At 62.2% G+C, this 15,485-nt stretch carries 16 protein-coding genes; 4 read left to right on the top strand and 12 right to left on the bottom strand.

Annotated features, from left to right (window positions below):
• Nucleotides 1-60: 60 nt before the first annotated feature.
• The gene (locus ACCD07_RS06355; protein WP_413446832.1) at nt 61-1,161 is read right to left on the bottom strand and encodes a helix-turn-helix transcriptional regulator; all 1,101 of its coding nucleotides are present in this window, start codon (nt 1,159-1,161) and stop codon (nt 61-63) included.
• A gap of 78 nt (nt 1,162-1,239) precedes the next feature.
• Between ACCD07_RS06355 and ACCD07_RS06360 the strand changes: the two genes are divergently transcribed.
• Nucleotides 1,240-2,427: a tetratricopeptide repeat protein gene (locus ACCD07_RS06360; RefSeq protein WP_413446833.1), complete on the top strand. Its 1,188-nt coding sequence runs from the start codon at nt 1,240-1,242 to the stop codon at nt 2,425-2,427.
• On the opposite strand, the gene ACCD07_RS06365 is transcribed toward ACCD07_RS06360, so the two are convergent.
• The 9 genes from ACCD07_RS06365 to ACCD07_RS06405 all read right to left on the bottom strand — a co-directional run bounded on the left by ACCD07_RS06365 (nt 2,428) and on the right by ACCD07_RS06405 (nt 11,703).
• Nucleotides 2,428-2,997 (bottom strand): hypoxanthine-guanine phosphoribosyltransferase, encoded by a 570-nt coding sequence (locus ACCD07_RS06365; protein ID WP_176653162.1) that lies wholly within the window; start codon nt 2,995-2,997, stop codon nt 2,428-2,430. It lies immediately after the preceding gene.
• A 97-nt stretch (nt 2,998-3,094) separates the two neighbouring features.
• Nucleotides 3,095-4,348, bottom strand: a complete 1,254-nt coding sequence (locus ACCD07_RS06370) for a phenylacetate--CoA ligase family protein (RefSeq protein ID WP_413446834.1) — start codon at nt 4,346-4,348, stop codon at nt 3,095-3,097.
• A gap of 4 nt (nt 4,349-4,352) precedes the next feature.
• Nucleotides 4,353-4,700: an MmcQ/YjbR family DNA-binding protein gene (locus ACCD07_RS06375; RefSeq protein ID WP_413446835.1), complete on the bottom strand. Its 348-nt coding sequence runs from the start codon at nt 4,698-4,700 to the stop codon at nt 4,353-4,355.
• Nucleotides 4,701-4,719: 19 nt separating this feature from the next.
• A complete protein-coding gene (locus ACCD07_RS06380) occupies nt 4,720-5,526 on the bottom strand; it encodes an ABC transporter ATP-binding protein (protein WP_176653159.1) in 807 nt (268 codons plus the stop codon).
• Nucleotides 5,523-6,824: an ABC transporter substrate-binding protein gene (locus ACCD07_RS06385; RefSeq protein ID WP_176653158.1), complete on the bottom strand. Its 1,302-nt coding sequence runs from the start codon at nt 6,822-6,824 to the stop codon at nt 5,523-5,525. Before ACCD07_RS06385 ends, ACCD07_RS06380 begins: the two co-directional genes overlap by 4 nt.
• A 31-nt stretch (nt 6,825-6,855) precedes the next feature.
• Nucleotides 6,856-7,914: a branched-chain amino acid ABC transporter permease gene (locus ACCD07_RS06390; protein ID WP_176653157.1), complete on the bottom strand. Its 1,059-nt coding sequence runs from the start codon at nt 7,912-7,914 to the stop codon at nt 6,856-6,858.
• Nucleotides 7,915-7,923: 9 nt separating this feature from the next.
• Complete coding sequence (locus ACCD07_RS06395; RefSeq protein WP_176653485.1) at nt 7,924-8,820, bottom strand: branched-chain amino acid ABC transporter permease; 897 nt, start codon at nt 8,818-8,820, stop codon at nt 7,924-7,926.
• Nucleotides 8,821-8,865: 45 nt separating this feature from the next.
• Nucleotides 8,866-9,735 (bottom strand): ABC transporter ATP-binding protein, encoded by an 870-nt coding sequence (locus ACCD07_RS06400; protein WP_176653156.1) that lies wholly within the window; start codon nt 9,733-9,735, stop codon nt 8,866-8,868.
• 21 nt (nt 9,736-9,756) lie between these two features.
• Nucleotides 9,757-11,703 (bottom strand): AMP-binding protein, encoded by a 1,947-nt coding sequence (locus ACCD07_RS06405; RefSeq protein WP_413446913.1) that lies wholly within the window; start codon nt 11,701-11,703, stop codon nt 9,757-9,759.
• Between the two features lie 124 nt (nt 11,704-11,827).
• On the opposite strand from ACCD07_RS06405, the gene ACCD07_RS06410 reads away from it, so the two are divergent.
• Nucleotides 11,828-12,517 carry a Crp/Fnr family transcriptional regulator gene (locus tag ACCD07_RS06410; RefSeq protein WP_176653484.1) on the top strand — a complete coding sequence of 230 codons (690 nt, stop codon included), beginning with the start codon at nt 11,828-11,830 and terminating at the stop codon, nt 12,515-12,517.
• Nucleotides 12,518-12,706: 189 nt separating this feature from the next.
• Here the strand turns inward: ACCD07_RS06410 and ACCD07_RS06415 are convergent, their stop codons facing one another.
• Nucleotides 12,707-12,967: a HigA family addiction module antitoxin gene (locus tag ACCD07_RS06415; protein ID WP_413446836.1), complete on the bottom strand. Its 261-nt coding sequence runs from the start codon at nt 12,965-12,967 to the stop codon at nt 12,707-12,709.
• Nucleotides 12,967-13,245 carry a type II toxin-antitoxin system RelE/ParE family toxin gene (locus tag ACCD07_RS06420; protein WP_413446837.1) on the bottom strand — a complete coding sequence of 93 codons (279 nt, stop codon included), beginning with the start codon at nt 13,243-13,245 and terminating at the stop codon, nt 12,967-12,969. The genes ACCD07_RS06415 and ACCD07_RS06420 overlap by 1 nt, the downstream gene beginning before the upstream one ends.
• Before the next feature lie 165 nt (nt 13,246-13,410).
• On the opposite strand from ACCD07_RS06420, the gene ACCD07_RS06425 reads away from it, so the two are divergent.
• Entirely contained in the window at nt 13,411-15,225 is a 1,815-nt protein-coding gene (locus ACCD07_RS06425; protein WP_413446838.1) for an aminopeptidase P family protein, read from the top strand.
• Nucleotides 15,222-15,479, top strand: a complete 258-nt coding sequence (locus tag ACCD07_RS06430) for a hypothetical protein (RefSeq protein ID WP_413446839.1) — start codon at nt 15,222-15,224, stop codon at nt 15,477-15,479. Before ACCD07_RS06425 ends, ACCD07_RS06430 begins: the two co-directional genes overlap by 4 nt.
• Nucleotides 15,480-15,485 lie beyond the last annotated feature (6 nt).

A 15,485-nucleotide genomic window follows, 5' to 3' on the forward strand; every position in this document is an offset into this window, starting at 1 on the left:
ATGAGCCCAGTTTGCAGCCCGGGACGGGGTTTTGCGTCCCAAATGATGATTTGGCACTCGCTACGCGGGCGTTTCGGCCTGGCTGCGGAACTCGCCGGGCGTCATGCCGGTGGACTTTTTAAATACGCGGTTCATCGCGCTTTTGCTATTAAATCCGGCCAACATCGCCAGGTCCAGGATGCTGGCACTGCTCTGTTGCGGGTCGAGCAAGGCGAATTTGAGCGCCTCGACGCGGTATCGGTTCAGGTAATCGGCGAAATTGGTGCCGCAGCTTTCGTTGATCAGCTGGGACAGTTCGTGCGGCGTCATCGCGAGCTGTCCGGCCAGTTCTTCCAGCTTCAACTCGCCGTTGCGGTAGGGCTGGTCCTGTTCCATGCAGGCGGTCAGCCGTGCCAGGAAGGCGCCGCTGTCGGCTGTGGATAACTTGTTGCTGGCGTAGCGAGGTTTCGGTGGCGGCAGCGTTTGAGGGCGATAGCCCAGCGGCAGCCGCATCGCCGTGAAGGCGGTCGCGAACACGAACAGCATCAGCGCGATGCCGTCCACGGCATCGGCGGACACCGGCAGCTCGACGTCCAGCAGCGCCATCGCTAGCGCGGCGATACTCAGCGCGGCGCTGGCCAGCCAGACGCGCATCAGCCGCCGCAGGCCATGCACCAGGCCGGAACCGGCCGGCACCCGCTGCACCAGCCGGTAGCTGGCGTAGATATAAGACAGCAGGATCGCCAGCTTGACCACTCCGCCCAGCGCCAGATACCACGGCAGGCCGTCCCACTGCCGCATCCACGTCAGTTTTTCAGCGGCCGGGCGCAGGTAGAACGGCATCATCGCCAGCGTGGCGGCGCCGAACGGCACAAAATGCAGCAGCGCGCGGCGGCCCAGCGGCTGGTTGGACAGCATCGCATGCAGGTAGAGATACAGCAGCGGCCCGACGGCCAATCCCAGCGTGACGATGGACAGCGCGCTGTGCGGATACTGCGGGTAGAGATGATTGATCCCCAGCCAGCCGTGACCCATGATGGCCGCGAACATCAGCAGCAGCGCGGACAGCAGCCGGTTGGCGGTGCGCATTTCCGGCTGGCGGGTGCTCAGCAGCGTGGCGCTGAGGAAGAAGGCCTGGCCGATCGCCAGCAGGTATAAGCCCGAGAGTATCTGTATCAACATGATACAAATCCTGACAGTATCGGCCGATGAAAGCAATTACAATAAATCCAACATTATTAAAAAATGAAAGCGCGGCCGATGAAGAAACTGCTTGCTGTATCGATGATGCTGGCGCTGGCCGGCGCGGCCCATGCCGCCGTGATGCCCAACCCTGCCGCCGAGGCGCTGGTCAAGGAAGCCAATGTGCTGGCCGCGCAAAACAAGTACCAGGAAGCGATCAACAAATATTCCGAAGCGATGAAGGCCGATCCTTCGTCGTCGACGCCGCTGTCGCATATCGCCCACGTGTTGCTGATGGTGTCGCTGAAAAACACGCCGGAGAACGCGGCCAAGTTGAAACAGCAGGCCGAAGGCGCTGCGCGCCAGGCATTGAAGATTGCATCGGACGACCCGTTGGCACAGGAAGTGCTGCGCACGCTGTTGGACGATAAGCCGGTGCCGCTGCACGCTCCGACAGAGGCGGCGTGGAAGCTGGCGCAGGAAGGCGAGGTGCTGTTCCAGTCGCAGAAGCCCGACGAGGCGCGGGCAAAATACGAACAGGCGGCACAACTGGATCCGCTGTATTCGAGTGCCTGGGTCTATGCCGGCGATTGCTACTACACGCAGAAGAACTGGCCGGAGGCGGAGGCGCACTTCCGCAAAGCGACCGAGATCGAGCCGCTGAACAGCCAGGCCTGGCGCTTCCTGTCCGACGCGCTGGCCCAGCAGGGTAAGCGGCCGGCGGCCGAGGCGGCGCTGTTGAGCGGCATCGCGGCGCAACCGAGCCAGCAGCCGAACTGGGACAAGCTGGCGGCCCTGCGCAGCGCGGCCGGTTTCCCGCTGACGTCCCTGCATCTGGTGCGCAAGGGTAGCGGCAGGGTGGATCCCGATACCGGCAAGCCGGTCGTCAATCTCGACCCATCGCTGAACGGCGCGGCCGAGCAAAAGAGTCCGGACGGCGCCCTCTGGATGATGGTGGGCATGACACAGGCTAACCTGCTCTTGAAGAACCGCGAGGCCAAGGTGGCCGACAAGCCGTTCGCCATCGAACTGGCGGCATGGGAGGGCGCGATGAAGGTGGCCGATGAAATCGCCGGCAACGGCGGCGGCGAGGTCACCGATCCGGCGCTGAAATCCATGCGCATGCTGGCCAAGGCCGGCCAGCTGGAAACGGCGCTGCTGCTGTTGCAGTACAAGGAATCCTGGCGCCCCGAGTTCGAGGCGTGGAAGAAGGAGAACCCGAACGGTATCCGAAAATTCATCGATACCTACGGGCTGCGTCCCTGATCAGCTCTCCGTCTGGATGGCCCACAGGCCCGGCAGATTGCGCCAGTAGCCATAGGCGTCCATGCCGAAGCCGACGACGAAGCGGTTCGGAATGGTGATGCCGACGATGTCCGCCTTGACCGGCTTGGCCTTGCCGATCGCCTTGTCGGCGAAGACGGCCAGCACCACCTCGGCGGCGCCCATGTCCAGCAGGCGCTGTTTGACGTGGGCCAGCGTTTCGCCTTCGTCCAGGATATCGTCCAGCACGATGACCACGCGGCCTGCCACGTTCGAACGCGGCACCACTTTCCACACGACCTGGCCACCCCGGTCTTCGTCGCCGTAGCGGCTGACGTGGATGTAGTCGAATTCGAGCGGGAAGGTCAGCTGCGGCAGCAGGTTGCCGGTGAAGACCACCGCGCCGCCCATCACGCCCAGCACCAGCGGGAATTCCTCGCTGTCCGGCCGGTCGAAACGGGCGTTAAGGGTATCGGCCATCGCGGTGACTGCGTTGTCGACGGTCTCTTTGCTGAACAGCTCTTCCGCGTTCTCCAGCAGGGCGCGGGCGCGGTTGTGGTGGAAGTCTTGCATGATCTTCTTCGGCTTCTAAAAACAGGTGGGAAGTTCGCTATTATCCGCCATATCCCGGCCCTACGCTTGGCGTTGGATTTATGCCACAAACGTTGTCCTACTTATAATCACGCACGTCGTCGATCACCTTGCCGTCGTTGGGGAGGCTGCCGATGCCGGCAAATTGCACCTCGCCCCGCAGCTTGGTCAGGTCTCGTATCGATTCGACAATGGCGCCGGCGCTTGCGGAACCGGGATCGGCCACCTCGCAGTGCAGCGTCATCACATCCTGCGCCATCTGGCCGGAGACCACCAGCCGCGCCTTGACGATTTCCGGATGCCGCTGCGTGACGGCATGCACTTGCGACGGGTGGACGAACATCGCGCGCACCTTGGTGGTCTGGTCGGCGCGGCCCATCCAGCCTTTGATGCGGGTGTTGGTGCGGCCGCAAGGCGAGTCCGGCACGCCGGTCAGCACCGCCGACAGGTCGCCGGTGGCAAAGCGTATCAGCGGATAGTCGGGGTTGAAAACGGTGAGCACCACTTCGCCGATCTCGCCCGGCGGCACGGGATCGCCGCTGCCGGGGCGGACGATTTCCAGTATCACGTCCTCGTCGAGCACCATGCCCGGATGGCGCACATCGCCGCTGCGGGTTTCGTAGGCGATGCTGCCGATATCGGCCGACGCATACGCCTGCAGCACGTGCGGCACACCGTTCTCGGCGAACCAGGTGCGCAGCGATTCGGGCAGCGCCTCCGCGCTCATCAGCGCCTGCCTGATGCTGCTGACGTCCGCGCCCAGTTCCCGCGCCTTCTCGATGATGATCTTCAGGAAGGACGGCGTGCCGATGTAGGTATCGGGGCGCAGCGCGCTGATGGCCTGCACCTGCATTTCGGTCTGGCCGGCGCCGGCCGGTATCACGGCGCAGCCGATGCGGGCGGCGCCGCCTTCCACCATGAAGGCGGCCGGCGTGAAGTGATAGGAGAAGCAGTTCTGCAGCAGGCCGCCGGGACGCACGCCGGCCGCATACATCGGCCGCGCGAAACGCCACCAGTCCTGGCTGCGGCCTTCGGGATCGAAGATCGGGCCGGGCGACATGTACACCCGCGCCAGCTGACCGGCCGGGGTTGTATTCAGGCCGCCGAACGGCGCCTGTTTTTTTTGCAGCGCGTGCAGATCCGATTTGCGCGTGACCGGCAGCGTGGCCAGCGCGGCGCGGCTGTTGATGCTGGCGGCGTCCACGTTTTCGAGTATGCGCGACCAGCCGGCGGCGGCCTTCGCGCGCGCCACCAACTGCGGCAGGCGCGCCATCAGTTCGCGCTCGCGTTGTTCCGGCGGGCGCACTTCCAGGCTATCGAGGGTATCGGCCATGTGCTTATCCTTGTATTTCGCGTTGCAGCTTCTTGGTCAGTTTGGCGAACACCAGCTCGTAGGAACGCTTCAGCAGTTCCGCGGCTTCGGCATCGCTGACTGACTTCAGGTCCTCGATATAGACCCATTTCGCGCGCGCCAGGTACGGCGCGGGAATGATGCCGGGGCGGTCGGTCAGTTCGAGAAAACGATCGTCGTCCACCTTGAAGCTGATGCCCTTGGCGTTGTCGTCGAGCGAGGTGACGGCGAACATTTTTTCGCCGACCGAGAAGACGAGGTCGGCGCCCCACTTGGTGTCTTCGGTGGCGCCGGCAAAGCTGCGGCACAAGGCTTTGGCCTTCTTGATATTCATTCGTTGCTGTCCTTAGTCCTTATGCCAGCCAGCGTTTGCGGCGGCGGTAAAATTTCATGTCGCGGAAGCTCTTGCGGCCGGCGCCTGAAACGCCGAGGTAGAACTCCTTGACGTCTTCGTTGCTGGCCAATTCGGAAGCCGCGCCTTCCATCACCACGCGGCCGTTTTCCAGGATGTAGCCGAAATCGGCGTAGCGCAGCGCGATGCTGGTGTTCTGCTCGGCCAGCAGGAAGGAGACGTTCTCCTTGCTGTTCAAGTCCTTCACGATGCCGAAGATCTCATCGACGATCTGCGGCGCGATGCCCATCGACGGCTCGTCCAGCAGGATCATCGACGGCTTGGCCATCAGCGCGCGGCCGATGGCGCACATCTGCTGCTCGCCACCCGAGGTGTAGCCGGCCTGGCTGCCACGGCGTTCCCGCAGCCGCGGGAAGTAGTGGTAGACCTTTTCCAGCGATTCCTTCAGCTCCGCGCGCGATGCGCTGCGCGTGTAGGCGCCGGTGAGCAGGTTTTCCTCGATGGTCAGGTGGCCGAAGCAGTGGCGGCCTTCCATCACCTGCGACAGGCCGCGCTTGACCAGTTCATTCGGCGTCAGCTGGTCGATGCGCTCGCCCTTGAACTGGACTTCGCCCTTGGTGACGTCGCCCCGTTCGCCGCGCAGCAGCGTGGAGATGGTCTTCAGCGTGGTGGACTTGCCGGCGCCGTTGGCGCCCAGCAGGGCCACGATCTTCCCTTGCGGGACCTGCAGCGACACGCCTTTGAGCACCAGGATAACGTGGTCGTAGATGACTTCCACGTTATTCACCGAGAGATAAGGTGTCGTCATTTTGCGCAGGCCGGCGTGATTTTCTTCTCGGCGGCATAGGCTGCGGAGCTTTCCTCCAGCAGCTTGCGCGTCAAGGCCTTGTCGCCGACGATCCAGTTCGGCGTGATGGCGTTCCACTTCTTGCCGTCCCATTGCTGGACCTTGACCGCGCCTGAGCCTTCATGATCGTCGCAGCTGGTTTTAACCACCGGCAGCATGCCGAACGCGCCGATGGCTTTCTGGCGCGCCTCGTCGACGTTCAGGTGTTCCAGGCCCCAACGCATTTGCTCGCCGGTGACCGGTTTGCCCTTGCCGAATTTTTCCTGCGCGGTGCGCATCGCCTCGACCCACAGGATCGCCGCGCTGACGCCGCGCATGTGGTACACGGAGCCGATGCGGCTGCGGTCGGCCAGGTTGCCCTTGCCGGCGTCGTAGATTTTCTTGTGGATCTCATCCATCACGGGGTAGTTGCCCGGCGTGTTGAAGGTCATCGCGCTGTAGCCCTTGGCCGCATCGCCCGTAGGTACGGTATCTTCTTCCGATCCGGCCCACCATACGCCGAGCATTTTCTCGCGCGGGAAGCCGTTGCGCTGCGCGGTCTTGATGGCGACCGCGTTCATCGAACCCCATCCCCACAGGATCACGTAGTCCGGATTGGCCTGGCGGATCTGCAGCCACTGCGACTGCTGTTCGCTGCCCGGCGGCGTGACGGGAATCTTGATCAGGTCGAAGCCGTACTGCTTGGACAAGGCTTCCAGCACCGGCAAGGGTTCCTTGCCGAACGCCGAGTCGTGGTACAGGTGGACGATCTTCTTGCCCTTCAGCTTGTCCATGCCGCCGCTTTTATCACCAAGGTATTTGATCATAGCGGCCGCCTGATTCCAGTAGCTGGTGATCAGCGGGAAGACGTAGGGGAAGACCTTGCCGTTGGCGGCGTCCGAGCGGCCGTAGCCGATCATCGTCATCGGAATCTTGTCGTTGGCCAGGCGATCGAGCACGCCGTAGGCGACGCCGGTCGACAGCGGCTCGACCAGCGTGGCGCCGCCGTTCTTGGTCTTCAGCCGTTCGTAGCATTCGACGCCGCGCGACGGGTTGTATTCGGTCTCGCATTCTTCCCACGAGATCTTCACGCCGTTGACGCCGCCCGACAGGTTGACCAGGTTGAAGTAGTCGATGATGCCGCCGTAGAAGCCGGAACCACCGGCCGCGTAAGGACCGACGCGATAGGAGGGCAGGGCGACGTACTGGTCTTGCGCCCATGCGGTACCGGCGGATGCCAGTGTGAGTCCGAGTGCGATGATGGATGCGATGCGCTTCATAATCTTCTCCTCAAGTTATAGTTTTATGCGTTCAGTGCGGGAACGGCCACAGACGCAACTTCTCTTTACCGATTTGCCACAAACGCGCCAGGCCGTGAGGCTCGACGATCAGGAAAAATATGATCAGCGCGCCAAACACCATCAACTCCAGGTTCGACGCCACGCTGGTCGGCAGCGCCAGGCTGTGCGCGAAAATATTCAGGAACACCGGCAGCAGCACGATGAACGCCGCGCCGAGGAAGGATCCCAGCACCGAACCGACGCCGCCGATGATGACCATGAACAGGATGCGGAACGACAGGTCGAGGTTGTAGGCTTCCGGCTCCACGGTGCCGAGGTAGGCGTACGCGTACAGCGCGCCGGCCACGCCGCAGTAGAACGAGCTGACGGCGAAGGCCAGCAGCTTGGTGCGCATCAGGCGGAAGCCGATCACCTCGGCCGCCACGTCCATGTCGCGCACCGCCATCCACGAGCGGCCGACGTTGGAGCGGATCATGTTCTTGGCCAGCAGCGCCATCACGGCCACCACGCCCAGCACCAGCAGGTATTTGCGGTCCGGCGTGTCGAACTGGTAGCCGAGGATGACGATCTTCTGCGCGGTGATGACGCCGGAGCTGCTGTAGTTGGTGAGGTAGGGGATCTTGGTCAGGCACCAGACCACGAAGAACTGCGTGGCCAGCGTCGACGCGGCCAGGTAGAAGCCGCGTATCCGCAGCGACGGCAGGCCGAAGGCGATGCCGACCAGCGCCGCGCTCAAGCCGCCCAGCACGAACGCCAGCAGCACCGGCAGGCCGGGCAGCCGGGCCAGGAAGTTATACGAGGCGAAGGCGCCGACCGCCATGAAGGCGGCCGTGCCCAGCGACAGCTGGCCGGCATAGCCGGTCAGGATGTTCAGGCCCAGCGCTGCCAGCGAGAAGATCAGGAAGGGGATCAGGATCGCCGACAGCGTGTACGGCGATGCGAACAGCGGCACGACCACAATCGCCACGGCCAGCAGCGCGAACAGCGCGATGCGGTCCTGCAGGATGGGGAAGATCTGGCTGTCGGCCTGATAGCTGGTTTTAAATTGTCCTGCTTCGCGGTAGAGCATTCTGGCCTCTCAGATTCTGCGGATGATTTTTTCGCCGAACAGGCCTTCCGGCCGCACCAGCAGGAACAACAGGGCCAGCACATACGGGAACCAGCCCTCGATGCCGCCGCCGACCAGCGGGCCGATATACACCTCGGCCAACTTCTCGGAGGCGCCGATAATCAGACCGCCGACGATGGCGCCCGGCATCGAGGTAAAGCCGCCCAGTATCAGCACCGGCAGCGCCTTCAGCGCCACGAAGGTCAGCGCGAACTGCACGCCGTTGCGGGCGCCCCACAGCAGGCCCGCCACCAGCGCGACCAACCCGGCCACCGCCCACAGCACCGCCCAGATGCGCTGTAGCGGAATGCCCACCGCCAGCGCCGCCTGATGGTCGTCCGCCACGGCGCGCAGCGCGCGGCCCACCTTGGTCTTGGAGAACAGCAGGGCCAGTGTGGTCACCAGCAGGCCGCACACCGCCGCCGCCATGATGTCGAACTGCGACACCAGGATGTTAAATTTGTTCATCAGGTATTCGGACGGCACGTCCTCGATCGGCAGTTCCAGCTTGTGCACCTGCGCGCCCCACATCAGCTGCGCCAGGCCTTCGATGAAGAAAGCCAGGCCGATGGTGGCCATGAACAGCGTGATCTCCGGCTGGTTGACCAACGGCCGCAGCACCACCCGCTCGATCGCGATGCCGAGCAGGATCATGACGACGATGGTCAGCGGTATCGCCACCCACAGCGATACGCCGAAGTTGTCGACGATGCCGACGCAGGTCAGCGCGGCGAAGAACACCATCGCGCCCTGGGCGAAGTTGAACACGCCGGAAGCCTTGTAGATCAGCACAAAGCCGATCGCCACCAGCGCATACATCACGCCCGACAGTAGGCCGCCGATCAGCACCTCAAAGAAGAAATTGATGTTCATTTTAAGACCCTGTCAGATTGCAGGCGGGAGACTGCCCATTCATGGGCAGTCCGTTCCGTAGGCAGGCAGCATGCTGCCTGAATTCCCTACTCCACCTCCAAGGTAAGCGTTGATCACGTCCTGGTTGCAGCGGACCTCGTCCGGCGTGCCGTCGCCGATTTTCTTGCCGTAGTCGAGCACCACCACGCGGTCCGAGATATCCATCACCACGCCCATGTCGTGCTCGATCAGCACGATGGTGGTGCCGAATTGGTCGTTGACGTCGAGGATGAAGCGGCACATGTCCTGTTTCTCTTCGACGTTCATGCCGGCCATCGGTTCGTCCAGCAGCAGGATCTCCGGCTCGGCGGCCAGCGCGCGGCCCAGCTCCACGCGCTTCTGCAGGCCATACGGCAGGCGGCCCACCGGCGTCTTGCGGATCGCCTGGATCTCCAGGAAGTCGATGATTTCTTCCGCCTTGACGCGGTGGGCGATTTCCTCGCGTCGGGCCGGGCCCCAGTACAGGGCCTGCATCAGGAAGTTCGATTTCATCTTCAGGTTACGGCCGGTCATGATGTTGTCGAGGACCGTCATGCCCTTGAACAGCGCGATGTTCTGGAAGGTGCGGGCGATGCCGGACTTGGCCGCCGCATGCACATCCATATTCTTGCGATGTTCGCCGCGATAGATGATCTCCCCCTGCTGCGGGCGGTACACGCCGTTGATCACGTTCAGCATCGAGCTCTTACCGGCGCCGTTCGGGCCGATGATGGCGCGGATTTCATGCTGCTTCACGTCGAAGGAAATATCGGTCAGCGCTTTCACGCCGCCGAAAGACAGCGAGATATTTTTCAGGTCGAGAATCACCGGCCCGATCTTGCGGCGCGTTGGATCGGTGCCGAAATGGGCGTCTGGTTCGTTCATTTGCATGGTGTCGTCCTCCATTCCGACCTAGGCCGCTGCCTGGATGGCAGGGAAGGTCTTGCACGGTTCGATCTTCAGATCCGCCGCCACCAGCCCGGTGCGCCCATCCTCGAACTTGACCTGCGTTTCGATGTACTGCGAAGTCTTGCCGCTGTAGAGCGCATCGATCAGCACCGCGTATTTTTCGGCGATGAACTTGCGCCGCACCTTGCGCGTGCGTGTCAGCTCGTCGTCGTCGGGATCGAGCTCCTTGTGCAGCATCAGGTAGCGGTGGATCTGCGTGTCGCTCATCATCGGCTCGGCGGCCAGGTCGGCGTTGACCTGCTCGATGCAGTCGCGCACCAGGCCATAGACCTGCGGATGCGCGGCCAGGTCGGTGTAGCCCGAATAGGCGATGCTGCGGCGCTCGGCCCAGTTGCCCACGGCCTCGATGTCGATGTTGATGAAGGCGCAGACCTCGTCGCGCTTATCGCCGAACACCACCGCCTCCTTGATGAAGGGGAAGAACTTGAGTTTGTTCTCGACGTAGTTGGGCGCGAAGATGGCGCCGCCGTTCATCCTGCCCACGTCCGCCGCGCGGTCGATGATCTTCAGGTGGCCTTCGTGGTCGAACAGGCCGGCGTCGCCGGTATGGAAGTAGCCCTGCGCGTCGATCGCCTCGGCGGTGGCGTCGGGACGCTTGTAATAGCAGTCCATCAAGGTTGGCGATTTGACCAGAACCTCGCCGTTGTCGGCCAGCTTGACCTCCACGCCCGGCGCCGGCAGGCCGACGCTGTCGAACTTGATCTGGCCGTTCGGCTGCAGACATATATAGGCGCAGGTTTCGGTGGAGCCGTAGAACTGCTTCAGGTTGACGCCGATGGAGCGGTAGAAGCGAAACAGGTCCGGGCCGATCGCCGCGCCTGCGGTGTAGGCGACCCGCACGCGCGAGAGGCCCAGCACGTTTTTCAGCGGACCGTAGACCAGCGCCTTGCCCAGCGCGTACGACAGCCGGTCGCCCGGCGGCACCGGCTTGCCGTCGAGGATGTCGGAACCGCAGCGGCGGGCCACCGCCATGAAGTGATGGAACATGCGGCGCTTGATCGCGCCCGCGTCCTCCATCCGTATCATCACCGTGGTCAGCATGTTCTCGAACACACGTGGCGGAGCGAAGTAATAAGTAGGGCCGATTTCGCGCATGTCGGTCATCACGGTGTCGCCGGATTCGGGACAGTTGACTGTGAAGCCGGCCGTCATCGCCTGGGCGAAGGAGAACAGGCAGTCACCCACCCAGGCCATCGGCAGGTAGGACAGGATGTCTTCCTCGTCGGTGAGCTTTTCAAAGCCGACGCCGCCGGTGCCGGCCGCGATCAGCGCGGCGTGGGTCTGGCACACGCCTTTCGGCTTGCCGGTGGTGCCGGAGGTGTAGAGGATGATGGCGTTGTCGCCGCCCTTGCCGGCGTTGACGGCGGCGTCGAACTTGCCGGGATTGGCCTTGTCCCATTCGCGGCCCAGCTCCTGCAGCCGGGCGAAGGACAGCAGGCCGGTCTGGCGGTAGTGGCGCATGCCGCGCTCGTCGTCGTAGGCGATGTGCTCGATGTGTGGATATAAAGATTGCAATTCAAGCAGCTTGTCGACCTGTTCCTGGTCTTCGACGACGGCGTAGCGGATCTCGGCGTTTTCCAGCACATAGGCCATGTCGGCGGCGGGGGCGTCCTGGTACAGGGGGACCGGTACGCCGCCCAGGCATTGCGCGGCCAGCATGGACCAGTACAGGCGCGGACGGTTGTCGCCGATGATGGCCAGGTTCATGCCACGTTCGAAGCCCAGCGACGCCAGGCCGCAAGCGAGCGCCCGCACCTCGTCGCTTACCTGCGCCCAGGTCCAGCTTTGCCAGATCCCCAGGTATTTTTCGCGAAACGCGGGTTTCCCCGGGCGGACCTGGGCATGCGTCAGCAGCCAGCGTGGAAAGGTCTCGTTCTGTGTATGCACCAGTGTCTCCCTGTTGCCATCTATTTATGATGATGCCGCTTTTTTATGTGATGATATTAGCCTGCCGCAGAAAGGGAAGTTGTCTTTTCGGCGACATTTGATCGAACTTTCTATGGTGCGTCGCAATATGTCTGATCGGAATCAAATTACTCTAAAAGAAGCTTTGCGTTCGGCGATCTGGGCCCAGGGTCTGACGCCGGAACAAATGGCGCGCGTCGAGGCCGATACCTTTGAAACTTTCGTTCCCAAGGGCGGCTATGTTTGCCGCAAGGGCGAAATGGTGGAGCATTGGCTGGGTATTATGGAAGGCATGGTCAAGATGACCAATTTCTCCGCTGCCGGTAAAAGCGTTTCTTTTACCGGCGTACCGCCGGGTGGCTGGTTTGGCGAAGGTTCGCTTTTAAAGAAAGAAATCCTTAAATATGATGCGATGACCTTGCGCGATAGCCGCATCGCGCGCATGCCTATGTCAACTTTTCATTGGCTGCTGGAATCAAGTTTGCCGTTCACCCGTTTCCTTTTAATGCAGTTGAACGAGCGCCTGGGCCAGTTTATCGGCATGGTGGAAAATGACCGTTTATTGAATCCGGATACCCGGGTGGCGCGCTGTCTCGTTTCCATGTTTAACTCCCATCTTTATCCGGGATTGGAGAAGCTGGTGCAAATATCGCAGGAGGAATTGGGGCTGCTCTCAGGCGCGTCCCGGCAGCGCGCAAACCAGGCATTGCAGCTTTTGGAAAAACAAGGCTTGCTCAGCCTTGATTATGGCGGCATTCGCATTCTGGATCTTGAAGGTTTGCGCCGTTACGAAGCCTGAAACAGGTTCCAATAATCATCAAAAAAGCTCCCGCAAGGGAGTTTTTTTTTGTTCGGAGTGTGCCATGCCCTTGAATCATGCTGATTTTTGGCGCGTTCTAGCCAAACTTCGGCATGTGAAGCTCGCCGCAGGGCGATCAGGGAGCGACGCTGCCTGCCCGATGATGAATAAAATCTGAGGAGTTGATATTCAGGCGGCGCTACGCAGCTTTGCCTGCCAGCGGTCGTACATTTCTTGCATGGCGAGCCAGCTTTCAGGTGAACGTCCTAAACCTGCAGATAAGCGCTGGGCCATTGCGGCAGTTACCCTGCCACGGCCACTTAAAATGCGATTTAAGGTTGACGGTGCTACTCCCAACTTTTCCGCGCATTGGCGGCCACTTAATTTTTGTGGACGCAGATATACTTCTAAAATAAATTCACCAGGATGGAGAGGGTTGTGCATTTCCATTAGTGATAATCCTCATAATCAACTACATAAGCATTGCCTTGATTGAATTCAAACGTCATGCGCCAATTAGCACTTACTGTAACTGCCCAGCGGGGCAGTGTTAATCCCTTCAATCGATGAAAATAATACCCTGGTTGATTCATGTCATTAATTTTTTGAGCGGAGTGTAATGCAGTCAACAGTATTTGCAGCCGCTTTGAATGTTTAGGCTGAATACCGGCGAGATTCCCGGTTTCAAAAAAGCGCTGTAAACCTTTGTGCTGGAATGAAACGATCATGATCACTATAGCTTTCGGCATGTTGCGTAACAAGCTGAGCGATTAAATCATTTCCACTTTCCATACGTCTGGCGACAGATCAAACTTCGGAACCAGCGCCCCGGGCAATCGCGGTATCATAGCGACAAGCTATGCCGCACCGGCGGCGCATTAGAAGTGAAATCCATGCAAACTCCAGACACCTCCCAAGTCGTCGAGCGCCTCGCGCTGTTGAGGACGGCGATGCATCAGCAACAGATCGATGCGCTGATGGTGCCGTCGGCCGACCCCCACCTGTCCGAATACCTGCCCGAACGCTGGCAGGGCCGCGAATGGCTGTCCGGCTTCACCGGTTCGGTCGGCACCTTCATCGTCACGCCTGACTTTGCCGGCGTCTGGACCGACGCCCGCTACTGGACCCAGGCCGAGCAGCAACTGGCCGGCACCGGCATCCAGCTGATGAAACTGACCTCCGGCGCCAGCGTCCAATATGTCGACTGGCTGGCCGCCAACCTGAAAGCCGGCCAGACCGCCGCCGTCGACGGCGCCGTGCTGGGCCTGTCGATTGCCCGCCTGCTGGAGCAGCCCCTGGCCGCCGCCGGCGTCAAACTGCGCACCGATATTGATTTATTGCAACAAATTTGGGCCGACCGCCCGCCATTGCCGGCGGCGCCGGTGTACCAGCACCTGCCGCCGTACGCGTCGAAAACCCGGGCCGAAAAACTGGCCGAGCTGCGCGGCGCGATGCAGCAGCTGGGCGCCCAGCGCCACCTGATTTCCACGCTCGACGACATCGCCTACCTGTTCAACCTGCGCGGCGCCGACGTCAATTACAACCCGATCTTCCTGTCGCACGCGCTGGTCGCCCCCACCCGCGCCACGCTGTTTGTCGCCGGCGGCAAGATTCCGGCCGAACTCATCACCGCGCTGACGGAAGACGGCGTCGATGTTGCACCATATGAAACGATTTCCGTTGCCTTGGCCACGCTGCCGGCCGACAGCACGCTGCTGATCGACCCGCGCCGCATCACCTACGGCACCCGCCAATGGATACCGGCCACGGTCAAAGTCATCGAGTCGATCAACCCGACCACCTTCGCCAAGTCCAAAAAGAGCGACGCGGACGCCGCCCACGTGCGCGCGGCGATGGAGCAGGACGGCGCCGCCCTGTGCGAATTCTTCACCTGGCTCGAAAAGACGCTGGCCGACCCGCAGCGCGCGCCGTTGACCGAAGTGGCGATCGACCACCACATCACGGCGGCGCGCGCGCGGCGTCCGGGTTTCGTCAGCCCGAGCTTCTCGACCATCGCCGGCTTCCGCTCGAACGGCGCGATCATGCACTACCACGCCACCGAGGCGCAGCACTCCATCATTGAAGGCGACGGCCTGCTGCTGATCGATTCCGGCGGCCAGTACCTGGGCGGCACCACCGACATCACCCGCGTGGTCGGCGTCGGCAGCATCACGGCGGAGCACAAGCGCGACTTCACGCTGGTGCTCAAGGGCGTGATCGCCTTGTCGTCGGCGCGCTTCCCGCGCGGGACCAGGTCGCCGATGCTGGACGCCATCGCCCGCGCGCCGCTGTGGGCCGAGGGCCTGGACTTTGGCCACGGCACCGGCCACGGCGTCGGCTACTTCCTCAACGTGCACGAAGGTCCGCAGTCGATTTCGCAATCCGCGATGCCGGAGCCGCATACCGCCATGGAGCCCGGCATGATCACCTCGATCGAGCCAGGCCTGTACCGGCCCGGCAAATGGGGCATCCGCATCGAGAACCTGGTGCTGAACCGCCCGGCGGGCCAGACCGAATTCGGCGACTTCCTGCAGTTCGAAACGCTGACGCTGTGCCCGATCGACACCCGCTGCATGGCCGCCGATCTGCTGCGCGACGACGAAAAACAATGGCTGAACAACTACCACGCCACGGTGCGCGAGCGCCTGTCGCCGCTGTTGTCGGGCGACGCGCTGGCGTGGCTGAACCAACGAACGGAGGCACTATGAGCGGCCGCGCAACCCGGGCCACAACGGCCGTCGACCGCCTGAAAGTCCGCAGCGGCAATCCGAGATATTCGATGTCGCGCACCGGCAGCGGCCATTTCTTCCTGACCGAAGGCGCCGGCCAGCCGCCGCTGTGCGCGCCGCTGGAACTGGACGATTTCGTCGCCTTCGTCAACGGCATTTCGCCTGCGGCGCCCAAGCGCGTCAGCAAACTCGATGTGGCGTTCGAAAAACAGCTCGTAAAAAAAGCGCCGTAAGCGGCG

Source organism: Duganella sp. Dugasp56, from assembly GCF_047304105.1.
Taxonomy (GTDB): domain Bacteria; phylum Pseudomonadota; class Gammaproteobacteria; order Burkholderiales; family Burkholderiaceae_D; genus Rugamonas; species Rugamonas hordei.